The 21,459-nt window shown below is 71.0% G+C and carries 18 protein-coding genes and 2 pseudogenes; 12 read left to right on the top strand and 8 right to left on the bottom strand.

Annotation, left to right across the window (positions count from 1 at the left end):
• Positions 1-78 precede the first annotated feature (78 nt).
• The 3 genes from AB0C25_RS03335 (at position 79) to AB0C25_RS03325 (ending at position 1,844) form a co-directional block, all read left to right on the top strand.
• On the top strand, positions 79-207 hold the full coding sequence (locus AB0C25_RS03335) for a hypothetical protein (RefSeq protein ID WP_357369116.1): 129 nt from the start codon (positions 79-81) through the stop codon (positions 205-207).
• A complete protein-coding gene (locus AB0C25_RS03330; protein WP_357369114.1) occupies positions 204-869 on the top strand; it encodes a response regulator transcription factor in 666 nt (221 codons plus the stop codon). Before AB0C25_RS03335 ends, AB0C25_RS03330 begins: the two co-directional genes overlap by 4 nt.
• A gap of 66 nt (positions 870-935) precedes the next feature.
• Positions 936-1,844, top strand: coding sequence for an NAD(P)-dependent oxidoreductase (locus AB0C25_RS03325; protein ID WP_357369112.1), 909 nt, complete (start codon positions 936-938; stop codon positions 1,842-1,844).
• Here the strand turns inward: AB0C25_RS03325 and AB0C25_RS03320 are convergent.
• Both AB0C25_RS03320 and AB0C25_RS03315 read right to left on the bottom strand, forming a co-directional pair.
• Positions 1,826-2,866 carry a glycoside hydrolase family protein gene (locus AB0C25_RS03320; RefSeq protein WP_357369110.1) on the bottom strand — a complete coding sequence of 347 codons (1,041 nt, stop codon included), beginning with the start codon at positions 2,864-2,866 and terminating at the stop codon, positions 1,826-1,828. The two genes, AB0C25_RS03325 and AB0C25_RS03320, sit on opposite strands and share 19 nt — an antisense overlap.
• 207 nt (positions 2,867-3,073) lie before the next feature.
• On the bottom strand, positions 3,074-4,036 hold the full coding sequence (locus AB0C25_RS03315; protein ID WP_357369108.1) for an AraC family transcriptional regulator: 963 nt from the start codon (positions 4,034-4,036) through the stop codon (positions 3,074-3,076).
• Positions 4,037-4,240: 204 nt separating this feature from the next.
• Here AB0C25_RS03315 and AB0C25_RS03310 point away from each other — a divergent pair, with 204 nt between their 5' ends.
• The 4 genes from AB0C25_RS03310 to araD all read left to right on the top strand — a co-directional run bounded on the left by AB0C25_RS03310 (position 4,241) and on the right by araD (position 9,167).
• Positions 4,241-5,812, top strand: a complete 1,572-nt coding sequence (locus tag AB0C25_RS03310) for an NAD(P)/FAD-dependent oxidoreductase (protein WP_357369106.1) — start codon at positions 4,241-4,243, stop codon at positions 5,810-5,812.
• Between the two features lie 137 nt (positions 5,813-5,949).
• Positions 5,950-7,149 (top strand): low temperature requirement protein A, encoded by a 1,200-nt coding sequence (locus AB0C25_RS03305; protein ID WP_357369103.1) that lies wholly within the window; start codon positions 5,950-5,952, stop codon positions 7,147-7,149.
• Positions 7,150-7,307: 158 nt separating this feature from the next.
• The gene (locus tag AB0C25_RS03300; RefSeq protein ID WP_357369101.1) at positions 7,308-8,204 is read left to right on the top strand and encodes an acetyltransferase; all 897 of its coding nucleotides are present in this window, start codon (positions 7,308-7,310) and stop codon (positions 8,202-8,204) included.
• Positions 8,205-8,465: 261 nt separating this feature from the next.
• Positions 8,466-9,167 carry an L-ribulose-5-phosphate 4-epimerase AraD gene (araD, locus tag AB0C25_RS03295; protein WP_357369099.1) on the top strand — a complete coding sequence of 234 codons (702 nt, stop codon included), beginning with the start codon at positions 8,466-8,468 and terminating at the stop codon, positions 9,165-9,167.
• Positions 9,168-9,410: 243 nt separating this feature from the next.
• On the opposite strand, the pseudogene AB0C25_RS03290 reads toward araD, so the two are convergent.
• Together AB0C25_RS03290 and AB0C25_RS03285 are read right to left on the bottom strand one after the other, a co-directional pair.
• A pseudogene (locus AB0C25_RS03290) lies at positions 9,411-9,473 on the bottom strand (hypothetical protein); the annotation flags it as partial.
• Between the two features lie 25 nt (positions 9,474-9,498).
• Positions 9,499-9,558: pseudogene (locus AB0C25_RS03285) on the bottom strand (YfbK domain-containing protein); the annotation flags it as partial.
• A gap of 326 nt (positions 9,559-9,884) precedes the next feature.
• Here AB0C25_RS03285 and AB0C25_RS03280 point away from each other — a divergent pair.
• Together AB0C25_RS03280 and AB0C25_RS03275 are read left to right on the top strand one after the other, a co-directional pair.
• A complete protein-coding gene (locus AB0C25_RS03280) occupies positions 9,885-10,679 on the top strand; it encodes a phospholipase A2 (protein WP_357369097.1) in 795 nt (264 codons plus the stop codon).
• A 264-nt stretch (positions 10,680-10,943) separates the two neighbouring features.
• The gene (locus AB0C25_RS03275) at positions 10,944-11,150 is read left to right on the top strand and encodes a hypothetical protein (RefSeq protein WP_357369095.1); all 207 of its coding nucleotides are present in this window, start codon (positions 10,944-10,946) and stop codon (positions 11,148-11,150) included.
• Positions 11,151-11,181: 31 nt separating this feature from the next.
• Here the strand turns inward: AB0C25_RS03275 and AB0C25_RS03270 are convergent, their stop codons facing one another.
• Together AB0C25_RS03270 and AB0C25_RS03265 are read right to left on the bottom strand one after the other, a co-directional pair.
• Complete coding sequence (locus AB0C25_RS03270; protein ID WP_357369093.1) at positions 11,182-14,526, bottom strand: BTAD domain-containing putative transcriptional regulator; 3,345 nt, start codon at positions 14,524-14,526, stop codon at positions 11,182-11,184.
• A gap of 443 nt (positions 14,527-14,969) precedes the next feature.
• Entirely contained in the window at positions 14,970-16,073 is a 1,104-nt protein-coding gene (locus AB0C25_RS03265; protein WP_357369091.1) for an aldo/keto reductase, read from the bottom strand.
• Positions 16,074-16,203: 130 nt separating this feature from the next.
• Here AB0C25_RS03265 and AB0C25_RS03260 point away from each other — a divergent pair, with 130 nt between their 5' ends.
• From AB0C25_RS03260 to AB0C25_RS03250, 3 genes are all read left to right on the top strand, one after another.
• Positions 16,204-16,806 carry a TetR/AcrR family transcriptional regulator gene (locus AB0C25_RS03260; RefSeq protein ID WP_357369088.1) on the top strand — a complete coding sequence of 201 codons (603 nt, stop codon included), beginning with the start codon at positions 16,204-16,206 and terminating at the stop codon, positions 16,804-16,806.
• Between the two features lie 12 nt (positions 16,807-16,818).
• On the top strand, positions 16,819-17,556 hold the full coding sequence (locus tag AB0C25_RS03255; protein WP_357369086.1) for an alpha/beta hydrolase: 738 nt from the start codon (positions 16,819-16,821) through the stop codon (positions 17,554-17,556).
• Between the two features lie 238 nt (positions 17,557-17,794).
• On the top strand, positions 17,795-19,447 hold the full coding sequence (locus AB0C25_RS03250; protein WP_357369084.1) for an ABC-F family ATP-binding cassette domain-containing protein: 1,653 nt from the start codon (positions 17,795-17,797) through the stop codon (positions 19,445-19,447).
• A gap of 70 nt (positions 19,448-19,517) precedes the next feature.
• On the opposite strand, the gene AB0C25_RS03245 is transcribed toward AB0C25_RS03250, so the two are convergent.
• Together AB0C25_RS03245 and AB0C25_RS03240 are read right to left on the bottom strand one after the other, a co-directional pair.
• Positions 19,518-20,153, bottom strand: coding sequence for a DUF305 domain-containing protein (locus AB0C25_RS03245; protein ID WP_357369082.1), 636 nt, complete (start codon positions 20,151-20,153; stop codon positions 19,518-19,520).
• A gap of 71 nt (positions 20,154-20,224) precedes the next feature.
• Positions 20,225-21,118: a DUF1996 domain-containing protein gene (locus AB0C25_RS03240; protein ID WP_357369080.1), complete on the bottom strand. Its 894-nt coding sequence runs from the start codon at positions 21,116-21,118 to the stop codon at positions 20,225-20,227.
• Positions 21,119-21,459 lie beyond the last annotated feature (341 nt).

Raw genomic sequence — 21,459 nt, 5'->3', positions numbered from 1 at the left:
GGCTCCGACCAGGCGTGGACCGGCAGGTACATCGCACGGAGTACCTCGTGCAGCGGATGTCACGCCGCCCGGTGGTTCGTGCGCGAACGGGCCGCCAGCGTCGGCGGGAGCCTGACCGCCGGACCGCAGCCCGACGGTGGCTTCAGCGTGCGCGCCACACTGCCGTCCGCCCCGGTCGAGGAGCCGACGGCGGCGACCGCCCGGTGAGCGTACGGGTGCTTCTCGCCGACGACCAGCCGCTGGTCCGCAGCGGTCTGCGAGGTCTGCTCGAACGCGACGGCGACATCACCGTCGTCGCGGAGGCGCAGGACGGCGCGGAGGCGCTGCGGCTCGCCCGGCAGACCCGACCCGACGTCGCCCTCCTCGACATCCGGATGCCGCACCTGGACGGCCTCGCCGTCACGCGGCGGCTCGCCGAGGACCCGGCCACCGCAGGGGTACGCGTCGTCGTGCTCACCACCTACGACATCGACGCGTACATCTTCGAGGCGTTGCAGGCCGGCGCGAGTGGGTTTCTCGCCAAGACCACGAGCCGGGAGGAGCTGTGTCGGGCCGTCCACGTGGTGGCGGAGGGGGAGGCCCTGCTGAGCCCGAGCGTGACCCGCACCGTGATCGCCGAGCTGGCCCGCCGCCCACGCCCGCCGCAGCGCTCACCCGAACGGTTGGCCCCGTTGACGGCCCGCGAGCGGGAGGTGCTGGCCTCGGTCGCCACCGGGCTGAGCAACGCGGAGATCGCCCAGGCGCTGCGGATGAGTCCCCTGACGGTGAAGACCCACGTCAGCCGCATCATCACCAAGCTCGGCGTCCGAGACCGTACCCAGCTCGTGGTCCTGGCGTACGAGAGCGGGCTCATCACACCCGGCGGCTAGGGCCGCTGTCGGGGTGGCCCGGCACCCGCGTGCGGACCTGCGGTCGCTCCCGGCGAAGATGGGGTCATGACCAACTCCGCACCGCCCAGGCGTGTCGTCGTCACCGGGGCCACCGGAAAGCTCGGCCGGGCCGTGGTCGCCCACCTGCGCGCCGTGGGCGTCGACGTGCTGGCCGTGGACCGCGCCGGTGGCCGCGACCCGCGCGACGTGGACGGCGAGTTCCTCCTGGCCGACCTGACCGACTACGGGCAGGTGGTGGAGGCGTTCACCGGGGGCGTCGACGAGCACGCCGATGGGGTCGAGGCGATCGTGCACCTGGCGGCGGTCCCGGCCCCGGGGTTGAGGTCCAACGCGACCACGTTCGCGAACAACTCCGCCGCCACGTACAACGTGTTCGCCGCAGCGCGGGCGGCCGGGATCAAGCGGGTGGTGTGGGCGTCCAGCGAGACGGTGCTCGGGCTGCCGTTCGACACCCCGCCGCCGTACGCGCCCGTCGACGAGGAGTACGCGCCGCGGCCGGAGTCGACGTACTCGCTGAACAAGGCCCTTGAGGAGGAGATGGCCCGGCACTTCTGCCGCTGGGACCCGGAGCTGGTCATGGTGGGTCTGCGCTTCTCCAACGTGATGGACGTCGAGGACTACGCGCCGTTCCCCTCCTTCGACGCCGACCCGCAGGCCCGGCGGTGGAACCTGTGGGGCTACATCGACGCCCGCGACGGGGCGCAGGCGGTCGAGCGTGCGCTCGTCCACGACCGGCCCGGCGCCGACGTCTTCATCATCGCCAACGCCGACACCGTCATGACCAGGTCCAGCGCCAGCCTCATGGCGGAGGTCTACCCGGGTGTGGAGATCCGCAAGGAGCTTGGCGAGCACGAGACGCTCCTCAGCATCGACAAGGCGCGACGGATGCTGGGCTACGAGCCGCGCCACTCCTGGCGAGACCACGTGCATCCGGTTCAGCGCGCGGCCTGGTAGGCGCGACCGACGGCGGTCACCTCGCTGCCGGTGCGGAAGAGGCCGCTCTGGTCCTTGTCGGTGGCGGGCAGGCCGAACCACGCGTACCGCTGTAGCCAGGACAGGCTGCCCAGCATCCGGGTCGCCGCGCTGAGGAACGCGGCCTGCTCTGCCTGGGTCGGGAAGCGAACGCCGTTGGAGAAGTCGATCAGGGCGAACTCGGTGAGCCAGATCGGCAGCTGGTAGCGGTCGTGCACTGCCTGGAGGTACGACCTGAGCTGGTTGACCGCGTTGGCGGTGGTGAAGTCACCGCCGTACCAGTGCAGGGCGATGAAGTCGACCCGGTAGCCGCGCTGCTTCGCCCCGGCCATGAAGCGGTCGAGCCACTCGCCCGGTCGGTCACCGCCCCAGGCCACCGCCGGGCTGCCCAGCGGCAGACCCGTCGCCTCCAACTGCGGCCACAGCTCCAACGCCTGCTCCACGCTCATCTCCGCCTGACCCTTCAGGTCCGGCTCGTTGAACCCGAGCAGGTAGCGGCCGTTCTGCTTGGCCTTCTCCAGATTGCTGGCGGTGACGCTCTTCGCCCCCCAGATCATCGGGACGAACTCGGCGTTCTTCGGGCTGGTGACGCCCTGGTGGGCGACGTCCCAGGTGTAGTACCAGCTCGCCCCGGAGGTGGCCAGTGCCTGGCTGACTCCGTCGAAGGTCCACACGCCGACACCCTTGCGCTTCGAGGTCACGGCGGTGGCCGCCGGGGCGGCCGGACGCCTGGTCGTCGGCGTCGCCGTCGGCTTGGTGGTCGGCGTGGGGGTCGGGGTCACCCCGGCCGGGCTGGCCGTCGCGGCCGGCGTGGTCGCGGCGGGTGGGACGGGCGCCGGGGTCGTCGTCGGCGGCGTGTCGAGCGCCTGCGTGGCAGCGGGAGCGGGCGTCGGCGCGGTCGGTTGCAAAACGACGATCACCCCGGTCACCAGTACGGCGACCACGGCCGCCACGGCCAGGGGCCACCGCAGGCGCCAGAGGCCGATCGGAAGGCGACGGAACATCAGGCGTCGGGGCTCCGCGTGGACTCCCCGGGACCCTTTCGGGGTGTCCGCTTCACCCGGGCCGGTTGCGCGCATCGTCTCGACTCCTTCGTGTGATCGCACCGCTGATCGATGCTCCGCTGGCGGGAATCCCGCCAACACCTCACCTCAGGAGACTTGCCAGACGCGCCCGGATAACAGTTTCGAAGGTAGTCGGCCCGACGATCGTCAACGGCGCAGGGTCGCCGACGGCGACTCACCGAACCGGCTCCGATACTCGGTCGCGAACCGGCCGAGGTGCACGAACCCGTGCCGCAGCGCGACGGTCGTCACCGCGACCCCCGGCTCGGCCGCCCGCAGCGATCGGTGCGCCGCGTCGAGGCGACAGGCACGCAGGTACGCCGTCGGGGTGGTCCGCAACTCCCGCCGGAAGCAGTCCTGCAACGTCCGTACGCTCACCCGCAGCGCCTCGGCGACATCACCGACGGTCAGTGCCTCGCCATGGTGGTCGGCGATCAGCGTGCAGGCCCGGCGGACCAGTCGCCCGGGGTTGGTGTGGTGGCCCGGTTCGGCGAGCAGGTCGGAATGGCTGTGCCGGTGGGCCAGTAGCAACTGGCCGATGAGCCCCTGCTCGAAACGTGCGGCGACCTGCGGATGGTCGAACAGGGACGCGTCCGTCGGCTGTGCCAGCTCGTCGGCGAGGAACGCCACCCCACGCGCCCACGCCTGCGCCCTCGGCGTGGTCATGACCATGCCGATGTCCAAGCGGACCGGGTCGTCCACCGGGCGGCCCAGGAGACGGGTGAGTTCCCGGTCGACGGCGCGCCGGTCGGCGTAGAAGATCCGATGTGGCGACCCCTCGGACCACCGCATGTCCGAGGGGTCATGAGGGGACAGGACCGAGGCGACCTCGGGTGTCGAGATCACCGTGTTTCCGGAGTGTCGGACCACCGTGCTGCCCGCCCGGGGGATCTGGACGAGATAGAAGCTCTCCAGGGCCGGGGGTTGGATTCGGACCTCCTGCCCGTAGTCCAGGTCGATCACACCGACCCCGCCCACCCGGTGTGCCGCCATCCGCAGCTGAACGGCGCGCACGCCCGCCTGCGGGGTGAGTCGGTGCGGACAGAAGATCTTGCCGACCTCGGCGCGGGCCTGGTCGACGTCGTCCGTCCGGACCGTCACCGCATCCATCCGACCCCTCCCGGGCGTCCTGGTGCGCTGACCATAAGGCGCGACCGGGAAGGACAGTGTCGGAAAGCCGTGGACCCGACACGGACCGTTCGGTTGCGCGATGCGGACACACCTCGCGCGCAGCGGATAGCGACACTCCCGGCCCGCTCGTTAGCGTGCGCTCACCACCGCTGCCGCAGTGGTAGACGCGCTTCGGAGGTTGCCATGAGAATTGCCGTCGTCGGCGCCGGATTCGCCGGTCTGAGCGCAGCCAAGGTGCTGCGGCAGAGCGGGTTCGACGTCACCGTTTTCGAGAAGGCCCCCGACGTCGGTGGGGTGTGGAGCCGCACCCGGCGTTATCCCGGTCTGCACACGCAGAACAACAAGGGCACCTACCACCTGTCCGACCTGCCGATGCCCGCCGACTATCCGCAGTGGCCCTCGGGCGAGCAGGTCCAGCGGTACCTCGAGAGCTACGTGGAGAAGTTCGGGCTCGCCAGCGTGCTGCGTCTGTCCACGGAGGTCGTCTCCGCCGAGCTCATCAACGACGACACCGGGTGGCTTGTCACGTCGCGGCCGGCGGGGGCATCGGAGCCGGTGACGGTGCAGCGGTACGACCACCTGATCGTCGCCAACGGCATCTTCTCCGACCCGGTCGTACCGTCGTTCGACGGGCACGCGGCCTTCGCCGCCGCCGGTGGGCGGGTCCTGGCCGCGGGGGAGTTCCACGACGTCGAGGCGGCCCGGGGCCGCAACGTCCTCGTCGTCGGGTACGGCAAGTCGTCCTGCGACGTGGCGGTTCCGCTGAGCGACCTCGCCGCCCAGACCCACGTGGTGGCCCGGGGGTTGCTCTGGAAGATGCCCCGGAAGCTCGGCGGGGCGCTCAACTACAAGTACCTGCTGCTCACCCGGATGGGTGAGGCACTGTTCCGCTACCTCCACCTGAAGGGCTTCGAGCGGTTCCTGCACGGTCCGGGCAACGGTCTGCGCCAACGGATGGTCGACAGCGTCGGCTCGGTCGCGACCAGGCAGCTCAAGCTGCGTGAGTTGGGTCTGGTGCCGAATGGCAGCTTCGAGGACATCGCCCGCAGCACGGTCAGCCTCGTCACGGAGGGCTTCTTCGAGCGCGTCGCCGACGGACGCATCGCGGTGCACCGCGACCAGGTGATCACCGAACTGCTCGTCCAGGACGGTCGGCCCGCCGCCCGCCTGGCCGACGGCGCGGTGCTCCCCGCCGACCTGGTGATCTGCGGCACCGGCTTCCGCCAGCACGTGCCGTTCTTCGGCGACGCGCTGCACGCCCGGTTGCAGGACGACCAGGGCAACTTCCAGCTCTACCGCCAGATCCTGCCGCTCGGCGTGCCACGGCTGACGTTCGCCGGCTACAACTCGTCGTTCTTCAGCCCGCTCAGCGCGGAGATGGCGGCGGTGTGGACGGCCGCGTACCTGCGGGGTGGGATCACCCTGCCCGCCGAGGACCGGATGCGCGACGAGGTCCGCACCCGCCTGGCCTGGATGGCGGAGCGCACCAACGGGCGGCACGCCCGCGGGACGAACATCATCCCGTTCTCGATGCACAACATCGACGAGGTGCTCGACGAGGTGGGGCTCAACCTCGGCCCGCTGACCCGGGCACGGCAGTGGCTGCTCCCCGTGGACCCACGCTCCTACCGGGGCGTGACGGCACGAATGATCGCCCGTACCGCCGATGGGGGCGCGACGGGCGGGGCCGCACCGGCCCGGTCCGCGCACGGCGGTATCCGGCATAACCACGAAGACTCTCACGTATCCGGATAAAGTACGCAGACAGGAAGCAGGCGGTACGGCCAGCGGGAGGGTCCGGGACGATGGCAGCGGAGCAGGTCGCCGAACACCGTCACCGCCCCGGCGTTCCCGTGCCGGCGGCTGTGGCCGGCTGAGCTGTCCCGCCGTCCGTGCTGACGCGCCCCAGGATCCTGCGTGGGCTCGGCGACAGCAGGAGCCCCGACTCCGCGACCGTCCTGGAACTGCTGTTCGACATCGTCTACGTCTTCGCGCTCGCCCGCCTCGCCGGGCGGGTGGCGGACGACCTGACAATCGTCCGGCACCACCTGCTGTCGGAGGCCGGCCAGACGGTGCTGTTCTTCACGGCGATGTGGATGATCTGGTCGCTCAACGCCCTGCTGGCGAGCACCTACGACCCTCGCCGGGCGGACCTCCAGGCCGTCCTGCTGGCGACGATGTTCGGCACGCTCGTGCTGGCCGTCTCGTTGCCGGAGGCGTTCGGCAAGCGCGGCGTGGTCTTCGCCTGCACGTACGTCATCATCCAGATCGGCCGACCGCTCTTCCTGACGTTCGCCCTGCGGGGCCACCCCGGTCGGACGCTCGCCGCCCGGGTGCTGACCTGGCACACGGCCTCCGCCGTGCTCTGGATCAGTGGCGGCATCAGCGGCGGCCTCGGTCGGGGCGTCTTCTGGACCCTCGCCCTTGCCATCGAGCTCACCGGCACCGCCACGGCCTGGCCCGTGCCGTGGCTCGGCAAAGGGTGGTTCCACCGGGCGGGCGTCGCGGTCTCCCACATCCACCTCGCGGAGCGGTACAACCAGTTCTTCATGATCGCCCTCGCCGAGGTGGTGCTCGAAGCCGGCGCCGCCGTCAGCTTTCCCGGCTTCACGATGGCGGGGATCATCACCCTCGTCGCCGCCTTCGTGACGGCCGTCTCGTTCTGGCGGATCTACTTCTACCACGTCCGGTCCGGTCAGGCCGCGACCCCGGGCGGGCAGGGGATCCAGCTGTCGAGGTGGGCGAGCTACAGCCTGCTGATCATCGTGGGGGGCATCATCTGTACGGCGGTCGGCTTCGGGCAGGTCATCGAGGACCCGCACCCGCCGATCGACTGGGCACTGGTCGCCATCATGTTCGGTGGCCCGGTGCTGTTCCTGGTCGGACGGAGCTTCCTGGAGGAGGAGAACCGATCCACGCCACGCTGCCGGATGCTCTACGTCGGGGCGGCGGTGCTGCTCGTGGCGGCGCTACCGATGGTGCTGCTCCCGCCGGTCGCCGTGGCGGCCTCGGCGGCGGTGATCCTGGCCGGCATCGCCGTGTTCGACCAGCGAGCCCACCGGCGTGGGTCGGAGACCAACCCGACCCTGTGACACATCGTTGCGGCTCGACGGCTGCCGCGCGTATGGTGCTCTGGCACGCCGTCGAGCTGGAAGGAGGTCAGAACAATGTCCGATGTTCTGCGCCCCCTCCGCGCTCCGGCGTCCGCGCGGATCTGATCCGGGGCGCGCGCTTTCCGGAGGCCCCACCCATGACTGATCTGGTCATCCGTCCGCTCGTCGCGGGCGAGGAAAACCTGTTCGACTCCATGCCTGATCCGCTGCCCCAACTGCGCCAGGTCGCCTACGCCGACGGAATCGCCGGCGGTGGCTACCGACCCGAGACCACCTGGGTCGCCCTGCGCGCCGGCCGGGTGGTCGGCCGGGCCGCCTGGCTGCTCCCGCCAGGCGCCGTCGGAGCCCCCTGGCTGGACCGGTTCGATCTGGACGCCGAGCCGGAGGTGGGTGCCGAGTTGTTGCACGCCGCCCACGAGGCGCTCGGCGGTCCCGGTCGGTACTACGCCGCGCTGCCGGCGCACTGGCGGCGTCGGCCCGAGGTGCTGGCCGTGGTGCGGGCGCCGATGGCGGCCGCCCGGCTCGCCGGGCTGGTCGAGCGGGGGGAGCGGCTCAGGTGTTCCTGGGCGGGCACCCCGCTGCCGGCGTCCTCCGGGCGCTACGACTTCCGGCGGCCCGCCGACCCGGCGGAGATCAATGCCCTGGTGGCCCGGATCGCCGAGCCGGACGTGCTGACCGGCGTCGAGATCGCGCGGGCGGTCGCCGGCGTCGACCTGGCCACCGACCCGCTGGCCTGGCTCGGCGACGCGACCGAGGAATGGCGGATCGCGCTGGACGCCGGGGAGCCGGTGGGTCTGGTCGGCACGGCCGGAGACGCCTGCTACCCGCTGCTGGCCTATCTCGGACTGCTCGACGACGCGGCCCGACCCGAGTTGTTGGCCGAGGCGGTCCGGGTGCTGGCCGCCGGCGACGCCCGGGAGGTCATCGCCGACGTGGACTCCCACCAGGTCGCGGTGCTCGCGGAACTGGAACGAACCGGGTTCCGGCAGTTGCGCTCCCGGATCGTCTTCGCGCCGCGGAACGCTCCGGAATAGCTGACCGGGGTGCGCCCTGTCACCGGGGCGCACCCCTCGGCAGACCCCGAGCCGCACCCTGTCAGCATCGGGGCATGCCAAGATCATCGCCCTCCCGTGTCGTGCCCCGTGCGGGCGCGCACCTCTACCCGGTATGGCGCAGCCGCTATTGACCGGGCAGGATGTTAGCGCTAACGTGCCGCGCTACCGCATCGCGCGGCGCCGGATGCCACCCCCACCCGAAAGGCGTCACCTGCAATGAGTACGGCCGGATCAACCGACTTGCGCGCCGCTGTCCTCGCCGCGAACCGCCTCATCTCCTCGGCCGGCCTGGCCGCGCTGACCTGGGGCAACGTGAGCGGGGTCGACCGCGAGGCAGGCATCTACGTCATCAAGCCCTCCGGCGTGGCGTACCAGGACCTCACCGCCGACCTCCTGGTCCCGGTGGATCTGGAGACCGGGCAGGTCGTCGCCGGCGAGCTGCGACCCTCCGTCGACAGCGAGACCCACCGCGCGTTCTACCTGCACTGGCCGTCCATCGGTGGGGTGACCCACACCCACTCGACGAACGCCGTCGCCTTCGCCCAGGCCGGGCGGGACGTGCCGGTGCTCGGCACCACGCATGCCGACACCTTCGCCGGTCCGATCCGGGTGACCCGCGACCTCACGGCCGACGAGTGCGCCCACGACTACGAGTTCAACACCGCTCGGGCGATCATCGAGCTGATCGGGGGAGAGGCCGAGGCACTGGCCAACCCCGTCGCCCTCGCCGCCAACCACGGCCCCTTCACCTGGGCGAAGGACCCGCTCAAGTCGGTGGAGAACGCGATCGTCTGCGAGGCGGTCGCGGAGATGGCCCTGAAGACGCTGTCGCTGAACGCCGCGGCGGCCGCGCCCCAGTGGCTGCTGGACCGCCACTTCACCCGCAAGCACGGCGCCGGTGCCTACTACGGCAACCAGCTTCCCGAGCAGAGCCGGCCGTGACGGTCGCCGTGCGGTGCAACGGCCCTGGCTAGACCGCCGGGCGATGAGCGTGGCCAGCTCACTCACCTTCGGATCCCTCGGCGAAGTATCCGGCCGCGTAACACACCCCAGTCGGGGGGACGCCAGGTCGAACCGGCCGTCGAGGCCCGCGACCGCGACCGACGCGTACGCCTCGGTCGCCCTCCGGTCCGACGGGTCGAGCCAGCGCACCCGCACCTGGGCGGTACGCGCCGAGGCGTGCCGCCCACCGGTCAGCCGCACCTCGTAGAGGGCGGTGACACTGTGCCCCGGTCCCACCTCGCCTCCGTCGACCCGGTTCGTCGTCGGCGAGCGCCCGGTTCTCGTACCCGAGCAACCGGTACGAGCTGACCGTCGCGGGGTCGAACGTCACCTGCGCCTGGCGTCCAGGGCCCCTACGGTCGACGTCGCCGCCGGATCCACGGTCACGGACCCCGGGCTGTTCCGGGACGACCAAACGGCGTTCAGCCGCCAGGAGCGGCGCATCCGCAGGCGTTCCGCCGCGATAAGCCGAAGATAAGTCGCTGATGTAGGGCCGTGTTAGCGGGCCAAATCATGCTTCTGGGACCTCCTGCGAGAACGAGCCCAGGAAATTCCAGCACCGCCCAATTGTCCCCCGTGGGCCTGGCCGCGGCAATGGAGGCGCACCACCCACCACTGCGTCACTTCTACTGTCGCCCAGAGCGGGGAGAATCACGAATGAATGCAACATCACGACTGCTTGCGGTCGGCGCCGGCCTCACGATGGCCATCGTCATCCCCAATGGATCGGGGGTTGCCTCGGCGGCCGGCGAACCGTCGGTCGTCGTCGTCTCCACGACCCCGACCAATGGGTTGGCGCCCGCCACGGTGTCCGGACCCGCCGCGTCGCACTCGTACCAGATCGCCGCCACCGTACCCCTCGGCGGAAGCCTGAGCCCGGTGCAGAGCCCGGCGAAGACCGCGCAGGGTGACACGTCCTTCTCCAGCGAGGTCCTCGTCAAGGACGCGGCCGGCAAGGTGGTCGGCGCGTACGACGCCCCGTACGCCATCGACGCGAAGGGGAGCGTGCTTACCGCGACGTATCGCATCGAGGGCACCAACCTCGTACAGACGGTCCCGTTCGACCGCACGACCGCATTCCCACTGCGTGTGCTGCTCTCCGACTACGCCCCGGTCACGCTGGGCCAGGGCGACGGATTCACGGCCATGGTCTCGCAGGTGACAGTGCCGTCGAACTACGTTTACAACCCCAGTCGCGGATCCCTGCACGACTACTGCACCAGCTCGCCGGACTCGTACCTGGCCGCCGACTTCCGCGGGCCGTGTGCGCGGCACGACCTGTGCTACGAGGCCCCGGGGAACCACAAGTCAGCGTGTGACAACACGTTCCATGGCCACCTGGTGAACAACTGCGACTACGCCTTCGGCTCGTGGAACCCGGTCAGGTACAGCTGCCGTGTCGCCGCTGCCGAGTACTGGGCCGCGGTGACGGCCTTCGGTGACGACACCTGAGGATCCCCCTACCGGCCCGGGTTGTCGCGCCTCAACGGGGGGGTCCGAACACCCGAGGTCGTCAAGAGCAGGCTCCCGGCCCGACAGCGGTCGACCCAGACCGGTTGTCGGGCCGGGAGCCTCGCTCCATCGACTCGCACGTGACTGAACCATTTTCCACAATGAAGCCAACGATCGAGGGAGGATCACCCGTGGGCCCGCTGCCGTATACTCTGTGGACCGTACGACGGTCCGCCTCGGATCGTTCGAGAGCGGAGGTCCACGGTGCGACTGCTAAAGCTTGGCGCATTCTCTGCAATTGCCGGCCTCGTCGGCGCGCTCGTCAATATTTGGGCGCGAAACGAATTCCCCGAACGTTGGGGTGGTCCCAATATCGGTGGCGGACTACTGCAACTCCTGTTCTACACGCTGATCGTCGTCGGGGTCGTCCTGGCAGTCGCCGGCGGGGTGGCAGCGCGCAGACGGCACTAGGGCCGTACGTCGTGGGGTGTGGCGCCAGCTCCTAGTCCTCCAGCGCCTGGAGCTGTCGAGCGACGGTGCCGGCGCGGGTGTCGTCGCTCAGGCCGGTGTACAGATCGAGTGCCTCGGCCCAGGCGCGGCGGGCAGCGGACCTGTCGCTCTCCCGCAGGGCCGTACCGATGACGGTCAGGGCGCCGGCGAGGAACGACGGCCAGCCGCGGGTCCGCCACAGCCGCACCGACTCCTCGAGATGCCCGATCGCCTCGGCCGGCCGGCCCTGGGCCAGCGCGACCTCGCCGAGCACCTGGAGCGCGTCCGCGATGTGATGGGTCATCGTATATTCCCGAGCCATCGCGAGGGAGGTCGACGCGGTGTCCCGGGCCGCCCGCAGGTCACCGCAGAGCAGGTGGACACGGGCCAGCGCCAGCATGGGCAACACCTCGGCGTAGTGGTCGCGGTAGCGCCCGGAGAGCACCAGTGACTCGGCGAGGGCCTGCCGGCTGGAGTCGAGGTCACCCGCCTCCCGGTAGGCGATTCCGAGGAACTGCTGCACGGTCGACTCATAACGCGAGTTGCCCAGGACCCGGGTCAACCCCAGTGCCGTGTGGAGATGGGTGAGCACCCGCCCCAGCCGGGTCTGCTCGCTGTGCGCGAGCGCGAGCGCGACATGGGCGCGGGCCTGCCCACCGATGTGGCCGGTCTCCTCGGCGAGGCGCAGCGACTGCTCACCCATCGTCACCGCCTTCTCGACGGCGCCCTGTGCGGTCAGCCCCCACGAGCAGACGACCGCGGCATCCGCCATCCCCCTGCGTTCCCCCAAGGCGGTGAACATCTCCAGCAACCGGGCTCCCTCCGCCCCCAGGACAACCATCGCCTCGCCGGCCTCCTGGCCGCCGTTCCAGGTCCGCACATCGACGAGCCCGCGCAGCATGACCGCCTCGCCGAGCGCGTTGCGGTGACGGCGGCAGGCTTCGATCACCAGCTCGTTGGTGGCGATCCACTCGATGTACATCCCGCGAATGTCGAAGTACTTCTCCAGGCACCCGGCCAAGCCGAAGGCGAACTCGTCCAGCCCGAGGTCGCAGGCCTGGCGGATCAGGGCCCGCAGCGCCAACCGCTCGGCGTCGAACCAGTCCAGCGCCTCGAATCGTGGCATCGACCCGTCGGTGACGAACCCGATCGGGGTGCGCGGCGCGGAACCGTGGATCGGCGCGTAGCAGGGGCCGGGCACGTTGGTCGCCATCCGTTCGGCGAACGCCAGCCAGGCCCCGAGACCTCGGGCCAGCACCTCGGAGCAGCCGTCCGCGCCGTCCTCGGCCTCGGCGCGCTCCCGCGCGTAGAGCCGCACGAGGTCATGGAAGCGGTAACGGATCTGTCCGATCCGGTCGGGCGCCGTCATCGCCAGCAACTGCGCGTCGACCAACACGTCGACATGCTCGGTGGCGTCGTCGAGCGAGGTGTCCAGCAGGCAGGCGGCCAGCCAGTGGGGGATGTCCTGCATGGTGAAGAGCCCAAGCATCCGGAACAGTCGCCGGGCCGTGTCGGGCAGTCCCTGGTAGCTCAACGTCAGGGACGCGCGGACCTCCAGGTCACCGGTGGCCAGCCGGTCCAGCCGACGCCGTTCGTCGGCGAGCAGTTCCGCGAAGTACGCCAGGCGCCACCCCGGCCGGGCCATGAGACGGGCGCCGGCGACCCGCACCGCCAGGGGTAGGCCGCCGCAGAGTCGCACGATCTCGGCCGCGTCGGTCTGCTCCACCTCGACCCTTTGCGCGCCGACGATCCGGCCCAGCAGGCGCAGGGAGTTGTTCTGGTCGAACACGTCCAGGTCGATCCAGCGCGCACCCTCCACACCTGTCAACCGGGATCGGCCGGTGACCAGCACCGCACAGGTTGACGCGCCGGGAAGCAGTGGCCGAATCTGCTCCTCGGAGGCCGCGTTGTCCAAGACCACAAGTACCCGCCGGTCGGCGAGGCGGCTGCGATAGAGGGCGGCCCGTTCCACCACGTCGTCGGGTATGGCCCGGTTGTCGACACCCAACGCGCGCAGGAACCGGGCAAGGACCTCGCCGGGCTCCAGCGGGCGCGGCTCCGAACCGTGCAGGTTCACGTGGAGTTGACCGTCGGGGTAGGCGCCGGCGGCCAGGTGTGCCAGGTGCACCGCGAGCACGCTCTTGCCCACCCCGCCCATGCCGGCAATGGCCGCGATCATCAAAGCGTTCGACCCGCCGGTCAGCAGCGCCCGTACCTCTTCGACCGGCTCCTCCCGGCCGGTGAAGTCGGCGATGTCCGGCGGCAACAGCGATGGCACCACCCACGGATCTCGGCGTGGTACGCGGACCGCGTCCAGCGGCCCGTCGCCGTCGGGGTCGCCGTCGGGCTCGGGCACCTCGTCGCGGAGCACCCGGACGTGCGCGACCCGCATCTCCTGGGCCGGTTCCACACCGAGTTCCTCGATCAGGCGGTCGCGCACCTCGGCGAACAGACGCAGCGCCGTGGCCCGTTCACCGCATCCGGCGAGGGCCAGGATGAGCCGGGCGTGAAGCCCCTCGTGGTAAGGCGCGTCCTGCGCGAGGTGGCGCAGCGGTGCCACCGCCCGCTCGTACCGGCGTAGCTCGATAGCGATGTCGGCCAGCAACAGCGCGGCGGCCAGACGTTGCTGGCCTGCCTCGACGGCGACCGGGTGGTCGCGCAGGCGGGGATTGGCGTCGGCCAGCACCGGGCCGCGCCACCAGAGAAGCGACTGGTCGAGCAGATCGAGCGCTTCGTCGGGGCGCTGGTCCCGCAGCGACCTGGCCCGCGCGAGCATGGTGGTGAAGCTGGCGAGGTCGACCTGGTCGTCGCCGAGTCGCAACAGGTAGCCGGCGTGGTCGAGGTGCAGCACCTCACCGGGCGAACGCTGGGCGCGGGCCGGTTCCAGCACCGTACGGAGTTGCCCGACCGCCATGTGGACCTGGGTGACCGCCGTCTTGGGCGGCTGGGTGCCCCAGAGCACCTCAACGATCTCGTCGCGGGTGACCGACCGGTTGAGCCGTAATGCCAGCAACCCGAGAAGCCCTCGCTGGGCCGAGGTGGCGAAGGTGACCGCCCGGCCGCCGCGGGTCACCGTGAGCGGCCCGAGTACGTCGACACGAAGGTGGTCGTCGCCGGACCGGCCCTCGACCCGGGCCGCCGACATCAACTCGTCCCGGTCGGCAGACGACAGGTCCAGTGCCACCGCCAGCCGCTGTAGCGAGTCGGCATGCGGCTGGCGTACCCGATCCTTCTCGAGGTCGCGCAGCACCCGCACGCTGACGCCGCTGCGTACCGCCAGGGCATCCTGGGTGAGTCCGACCCTGCGACGGTGGTGCGCGAGGAGTTCGCCGAGGTGTGTCCGGGACGCGGATTCCATACCCAACATCACTCCCGCGTCGATGAGTTCCGCAGCTGTCGCCGCACGGCGTGATATCTGTCGGCGTCGATTCTGCCGGTTCGCTGGTTCGCGGTCCAGGGCAGCAGCCGCACCGAGATCCAGCTCGTCGCGGGGTTCGGACGTACCCCGCTGTTCCTTCTGGCGCTCTGGTTGATCTGGCCGCACGCCGCCCGGAGCACCAGTCGCCAGGAACCAGCGCGGCCGGTCACAACAGGCCCTGCTCGCGGACCTAGTCGGTCCGCTGACAGGCAGCTGGCCAGGTTCCGTTCTAGCTCGACCAGCTCGAGGTCGACCGCGCACACCACGACATCACTGTGTGGGTCGGGGATAGCTGAGGGCGAGGCAGGCGGTGGGGTCGTCCACCGCCAGCCCCGCCGCCCCCGCTGACCCGACGGACAAGTGCGCGTCGTCCGTAAGGGCACTCAGGCCGTGGGCTGGGTGGCCCCGTTGAACACCGGCGGGGCGTAACCCGCCGGCTTGTCGCCGATGCCGAGGCCGGGGCTCACCACCCAGGACTGGTACTGCGGCGTGAACATGCCGTACGGCAGCCCGAGGTCCGGAGCGCTGGCCTCGTCGAGCCGGCGACGAGCGTCGGCCGGGATCTCGAAGTCGAGCGCGCCGACGTTGCTGGCGAGCTGCTCGGGGCTGCTCGCGCCGACGATCACCGAGGCGACGGCCGGCTGGGTGGCCACCCAGTTGATCGCGACCTGGGCCATGCTGCGGCCCAGGTCGGCGGCCACGCTCTCCAGCGCCTCGATGACCTTCCAGTCGCTGGGGTTGATCTCCCGACCCGCGGCGTCGGGGTTGGTCAACCGCCCGGTCCCGCTCATGCCCTCGCCGGTCCGTCGGTACTTGCCGCTGAGCAGCCCGCCGCCGATCGGGCTCCACGCGGTGAGTCCCATCCCCAGGTTCTGCGCCATCGACACGAACTCCGCCTCGATACCCCGGGTCACCAGGGAGTACGGAAGCTGCACATTGATCATCGGGGCCAGTCCGTGTGCCTCGGCGTAGCTCTGTGCGCGGGCCGCGTACCAGGCCGGTACGTCGGAGAGCCCGGCGTACCGGATCTTGCCGGCGCGGACCAGGTCGTCGAGGGTGTGCACGACCTCCTCGACCGGGGTGATGCGGTCCCAGGTGTGCACCAGGTACAGGTCGATGTAGTCGGTGCCGAGCCGGCTCAGTGACCCTTCCACGGCCCGCGTGAGGTGCTTGCGGCCGTTGCCGCTGGCGTTCGGGTCGGTCGGGTCGACGGTGTTGGTGGCCTTGCTGGTGAGCACGAGCCGGTCACGGACGCCGGCGCGATCGATCAGCCGACCGAGGATCCTCTCGCTCTGCCCGGCGGTGTAGAAGTCCGCCGTGTCGATCAGGTTGCCGCCCGCCTCCAGGTATTGGCGGAAGATCGGCTCCGCCTCCTCCTCGGTCTTGCCGTACGCGGCGTGGAACCCGTCGACGCCGAAGTTCATGGTGCCCAGCGCCAGCCGGCTCACCCGCAGGCCGGACCGCCCGAGCAGGTAGTAGTGGTTCACGGTGGTGCCCTCCCGATGGTGGTGTCGGCCCGGATCGGACCGCGCTCCAGACCCTTGCTCGCCAAATTTGGACCCGCAAGTCCAAAAGCTGAGTAGGGTTGGGGTCCGCAGGTCCAGACCAGGAGGTCTCATGACACGGGCGTTGACCCGCAAGGGCGAGGCGACCCGCGCGCGGATCGTCGTCGGCGCCGCCGCCGAGGTCCGCGAGCGCGGCGTCGACGAGGTACGCCTCGAGGACGTGCTGGCCCGCACCGGCACCAGCAAGGGTCAGCTCTTTCACTACTTCCCCGACGGCAAGGAGGAGTTGCTGCTCGCGGTGGCCCAGCACGAGGCCGACCAGGTGCTCATCGACCAGGAGCCGATGCTCAGCAACCTGACCTCCTGGCCCGCCTGGCTGGCGTGGCGCGACCGGCTCATCGAGCGGTACCTCGCGCAGGGCGTGAAGTGCCCGCTCAACGGGTTGCTCGGGCAGACCGGCCGACGCGCACCGGGCGCGCAGGCGATCGTGACCGGGCTCATGTGGCGCTGGCAGGGGGCGATCACCGAGGGGATCCGGCACATGCAGTCGACCGGGGACATCGCCGCGGACGTGGACGCCGAGCGCGCCGCCGCGGCGCTGCTGGCGGGCATCCAGGGCGGCGTGCTGCTGCTGCTCTCCACCGGCAAGATCGATCACCTGGAGGCGGTTCTCGACCTCACCATCGACTCGCTGCGGGCGACCGCCCGGACGTAGGAGGGTGAGGTCATGACGGATGACGACCGCGCACCTCTGGTGCTGCTGCACGGCCTCACCTTCGACCGGCGACAGTGGGACCCGGTCCGGCGCGAGCTCGCGGTGATCGATCCTGCCCGGCAGGTCCTCGCCCTCGACCTGCCCGGGCACGGCGACGCACCCCGGCGGCAGTCCTACGGGATGGCGGAGGTGGCCGACGTCGTGCACGAGCAGGTGACCGAGGCGGGCCTCGCCCAGCCGATCGTGGTGGGACATTCGGTCGGCGCGGTGGTCGCCACGACGTACGCGGCCCGGCACCCGGTGCGCGGCGTGGTTAATCTGGACCAGATCCTGTTGCCCGGCCCATTCGGCGTGGCCGTACGCCAGGCCGAGCCCGCACTGCGCGGCCCGGACTGGCGGCGGGTGTGGGACAGCATGCTGGCGGGGATGGGCATCGAGGCGCTGCCGGCCGAGGCACGCGAGATCGTCACCACCGCGACCGATCCCCGGCCGGATCTGCTGCTGGGTTACTGGGGCGAGATCCTGAGCGGGTCCGACGAGGGGATCTCCACCGAGCGGCAGCGCGCCCTGCGGTCCATCGGCGAGCGGAGGGTTCCCTACCGGTGGGTGACCTCGTCCGAGCCACCGCTCCGCTATCTGACCTGGCTGACGGATGCCCTGCCGGAGGTCGCGGTGACGGTGCTACCCGGTAGCCACTTCCCGCACCTGGCGGAGCCGGCGACGATCGCCCGGCTGCTGGCGACCGGCTGAGAGGACGATCGGGCGAGCGCCAGCCGGGGCCGGGGCCGCTGACGGTGAGCTAATCTCGGACGCGAGTTGCCAGAGATCGGAGCAGGCGTGGCAGGTGACGACGACATCTCCGGGTGAGAGCCCGGACCGGCCGCCGACGGGCGCGTGAACGCGCCACCGTCGCCGCGGCCCCCGTCGTCATGCCCTGCTCCCGCCGGGCCACCCGTGTGCGCCCGGATCTCCCCTCTCCGAGGTCCCCATGTCTGTTCGACCTGCTCTCATCGCCCGTGACCTGGTGCGGATCCGCGGCACCCGTCGGGTGCTCGACGGCGTCTCCCTGACCGCCGCGCCCGGTCACCGGATCGGCCTGATCGGTGAGAACGGCACCGGCAAGACGACCCTGTTGCGGGTCCTGGCCGGTGTCGACGAACCCGACTCCGGCGCCGTCTCCCGGCCGGCGGAGTGCGGCTTCCTGCACCAGGAGTTGCCCTTCACCCCGTCGACGACCATCGCCACGGTCCTCGACGACGCGCTTCGCGAGGCCCGAGCGGACCTCGCCGAGCTGAACCGGATCGGTGTCGCGCTCGCCGACTCGCCGGGGGGCGGCGCGGAACACGACCGGTTGCTGGCCGCGTACGGCGAAGTTCTGGAGCGGGCGCAGGACCGCGACGCCTGGGACGCCGACCGACGGGCCCGGACGGTGCTCGCCGGCCTCGGTCTCGGCGGGATGCCGCACGACCGGACGCTGGCCGCGCTCTCCGGCGGGCAACGCGGCCGCCTCGCCCTCGCGGCGATGCTGATCCGTCGGCCGGCCGCGCTGCTCCTCGACGAGCCCACCAACCACCTGGACGACGGGGCGGCGGCGTTCTGCGAGGACCAGCTTCGGGCCATGCCCGGGGTGGTCGTGGTGGCCAGTCACGACCGGGCCTTTCTGGACGCGGTCTGCACCGACGTCATCGATCTGGACCCGGCGGTCGACGGGCCGGTCCGCCATGGCGGCGGCTACACCGAATACCTGGCGGCCAAGCGCGCCGAGGCGCAGCGGTGGCGTCGGCGCTACGACGACGAACAGGCACTCCTGGCCGAGCTGCGCGATGCCGCCGCCGTGACCGGGCACCAGGTCGCCCACGGCCGCGGCCCTCGCGACAGCGAAAAGATGGGATACGGGCACACGGCCGGCCGCGTGCAGAACCAGATCTCCCGCCGGGTCCGTGCTGCCGCCCGCCGACTGGAGACGCTGGAACGCGACCAGGTCCCCGCGCCGCCGGAGCCGTTGCGTTTCCACGCGCCCGTTCTCGCCAACGGCAACGGCGACGAGCCCATCGTCACGGTGACCGGGCTGGAGGTCCCCGGCCGGCTCGAAGTGGCGCACCTTGACCTCGCGGCCCGTGACCGGCTTCTGGTCAGTGGTCCCAACGGAGCGGGCAAGTCCACTCTGCTCGCCGTCCTGGCCGGTCACCTGACCGGTGCCGGAGTCGTCTGGCGGCGACCGGGTCTACGCGTCGGCCTGCTGGGCCAGGACAGCGTCTTCGAGGATCCGCACCGGACAGCCAGGGAGGTCTTCGCCCGGGCGGTCGGGGAAGAACGGGCCGAAGCCGTGCCGCTGTCGTCACTCGGTCTGCTCGCCGCAACGGACCTCGACCGCCCGGTTGCCGACCTGTCCGCCGGGCAGCGTCGTCGGCTCGATCTCGCCGTGCTCGTCGCCGACCCGCCGGAGTTGCTGCTGCTGGACGAGCCGACCAACCATCTCTCGCCGCGACTCTGCGACGAGCTGGAAGAGGCCCTCGACACCGGACCGGGCGCCGTCGTCGTCGCAAGCCACGACCGGCGGCTCCGCTCCCGCTGGCAAGGCCGCAAGCTCCCCCTCACCGGTGATCAAGAGGTTTGCGTCACGACACGCCGGGCCGGATGACCGAAACCATTCCGGGGCCGCGTCGCGGGCTGCGTACCGATACGGGCTCCATGGCGCTCCCGAGCCGCCATCACGGCCGGTCCAGCCGTCCGAGTCCGGCGAGGTCGGTGTTTCCCGTCCGGACAACCGCCGAGGCCAACGCCGTGGTCGCGGGGTGGGTGCCGACTCGCTGCTCGGCGGTGGCGATCCGGATCGCCTGGTCCAGGTGCGCTCGGACGTGCTGGTCGGCCCGCCGCTCGAACGCGACACCTGTGGACGACCGCAACGCGGCCAACTCCTCGGCGGTGACCATGCCTGGCATGTCGTGGCCCTCGTGCGGGTTGGTCGCCGGGGCGCCGGACGCGGCGAGCAGCCGTCGGGCCGTGCTCAGGTTGGCGCGGTGCGCCGTGCCGAGCCGAGCGGCGAACGTCAGCCACTCCGGGTCGGTGGTCCGGCTCGGCACCAGGTCCAGCACCGGCAGGAGGCGTTCGTTCATCGCCACCGTCAGCTGAAGCCACGCGATGTCGGTAGCGCTGAACAGACCCGCCGAGCCGCTGGGTGACGCCGACCCGACCGGTGCGGGAGCCACCGTCGTAGCGGTGGACGGCACGGCGGTGGTGGCGGTCGATGCCGCGGGCCCGGTCGGTGACCCGCTGGTGCACGCACTGACGAGCAGAAGCGCCGCGAGGAGTAGGCACCCGGTCGCACGCACGGGGATTCCTCGCATCCGGCCTCCTCCCGCCCGCGACGGCGGGTCCGGCGTGACCGGACCCGCCGCCGCGGGATGCGCCTGTCGGCTCAGAGCGGTCGCCCGTCGGCACCGCACTTGATGACGGGACGGATGCAGTCCTGGACCCGCCGGGCCATCTCCGCGACCGGCCAGGCGTTGAAGAAGTCGCCGTGCATCGTGTAGCCCGGCCCGGAGGCCAGCCGGAACCGCGACGGGTCGCCGTTCACCGGGTACCGCAGCACCTGCCGCAACTTCGGCACGTGCACCGGGTGGGTGCTCGGGCAGGCCTGGTTCACCGGGTACGCCAGGTGGCTCTTGTGGTCCGACGAGTCCAGGTCGCGGCCGTTCCAGCACTGCGGGAAGTCCAGGTACGACTCCAGCATCGTGCCGGACGGGCAGTTGACGAAGTTCTTCGACGGCGCCACCTGTCCCGCGTGCAGACACGACCACCGGGCGATGCTGTCGTTCGACCCGGTTGCCTTCGCGTTGCCGGCGACGAGTCGCAGCCCGAGCGGGAACGGCTGGGTGTTCGCGACGACGTCGGAGCGTACGCCCTCGCCCAGGTAGTAGAACGTGGCGATCGCCGGCTCCACCGCGACGTTGTCGCGGTAGAGGGTCGGCACCCAGTAGGACGAGACATCCACCCGCGGGTTGCAGGTGGTCTGGGAGTTGACCAGGTCGGGCAGGGTGGTGTTGGCGTTCGTCACCGTGCTGCCGAAGAAGCTGTGCATGTGCGACGCCCCGGGCAGGCCGGGGAAGACGATCGGGTCGTCCGGCAGGCGGTGGCTGTAGGTGCAGTCGGCGGGGAACTCGGCGACCCGGATGGCGTTGGCTACCGGGGCGGCGTCGGCCCGTGCGGTGGTGGAGACGACGTACGTGCCGAGTAGCACCAGTAGAGCGCCGATCGCCGTGGCGAGGCGCAGTCGGCGGCGGTTGCCGGAGAGGGGTGCGGCCCTGTCCATCTCGTGACTCCTGTCGGGGGAACGGGCCAGGGTAGCTCCGGCGCCGCCGCCGAAGACGTCGGAGATTGCCCCTGGCCAGACTGGTGGTGACCGGCGGAGCGGGAACGAGAGAGCGCTCTCACCGGCTGCCCAAGCCTTACCTCTGCGTCGAAACTTGTCAATACGTACCGCAGTTGGTGGAAATGACGACGCCGAAGGGCCGGACCCCGGTGGTGGGGTCCGGCCCTTCGGCATGCGGTGTGGTGTGGTGGTGTGGGGGTCAGCTGGTGGCGTAGCCGCGGGTGGCGATCCAGTCGGCGAGGTGTTCGACGCTGATCTGGTAGGCGGCCTGGTTGGGGTCG

Origin of the sequence: Micromonospora sp. NPDC048839, assembly GCF_040649915.1 — a bacterium.
GTDB lineage: Bacteria > Actinomycetota > Actinomycetes > Mycobacteriales > Micromonosporaceae > Micromonospora.
This window is presented reverse-complemented; position numbering and strand designations above follow the sequence as displayed.

Bases quoted from the DNA above. Each gene is read 5' to 3' on its own strand.
- AB0C25_RS03250 (WP_357369084.1), top strand. From the start codon at position 17,795: ATGTCTGTTCGACCTGCTCTCATCGCCCGTGACCTGGTGCGGATCCGC.
- AB0C25_RS03260 (WP_357369088.1), top strand. From the start codon at position 16,204: ATGACACGGGCGTTGACCCGCAAGGGCGAGGCGACCCGCGCGCGGATC.
- AB0C25_RS03280 (WP_357369097.1), top strand. From the start codon at position 9,885: ATGAATGCAACATCACGACTGCTTGCGGTCGGCGCCGGCCTCACGATG.
- AB0C25_RS03245 (WP_357369082.1), bottom strand. From the start codon at position 20,153: ATGCGAGGAATCCCCGTGCGTGCGACCGGGTGCCTACTCCTCGCGGCG.
- AB0C25_RS03270 (WP_357369093.1), bottom strand. From the start codon at position 14,526: ATGGAATCCGCGTCCCGGACACACCTCGGCGAACTCCTCGCGCACCAC.
- AB0C25_RS03320 (WP_357369110.1), bottom strand. From the start codon at position 2,866: ATGTTCCGTCGCCTTCCGATCGGCCTCTGGCGCCTGCGGTGGCCCCTG.
- AB0C25_RS03300 (WP_357369101.1), top strand. From the start codon at position 7,308: ATGACTGATCTGGTCATCCGTCCGCTCGTCGCGGGCGAGGAAAACCTG.
- AB0C25_RS03310 (WP_357369106.1), top strand. From the start codon at position 4,241: ATGAGAATTGCCGTCGTCGGCGCCGGATTCGCCGGTCTGAGCGCAGCC.
- AB0C25_RS03255 (WP_357369086.1), top strand. From the start codon at position 16,819: ATGACGGATGACGACCGCGCACCTCTGGTGCTGCTGCACGGCCTCACC.
- AB0C25_RS03315 (WP_357369108.1), bottom strand. From the start codon at position 4,036: ATGGATGCGGTGACGGTCCGGACGGACGACGTCGACCAGGCCCGCGCC.
- AB0C25_RS03325 (WP_357369112.1), top strand. From the start codon at position 936: ATGACCAACTCCGCACCGCCCAGGCGTGTCGTCGTCACCGGGGCCACC.
- AB0C25_RS03240 (WP_357369080.1), bottom strand. From the start codon at position 21,118: ATGGACAGGGCCGCACCCCTCTCCGGCAACCGCCGCCGACTGCGCCTC.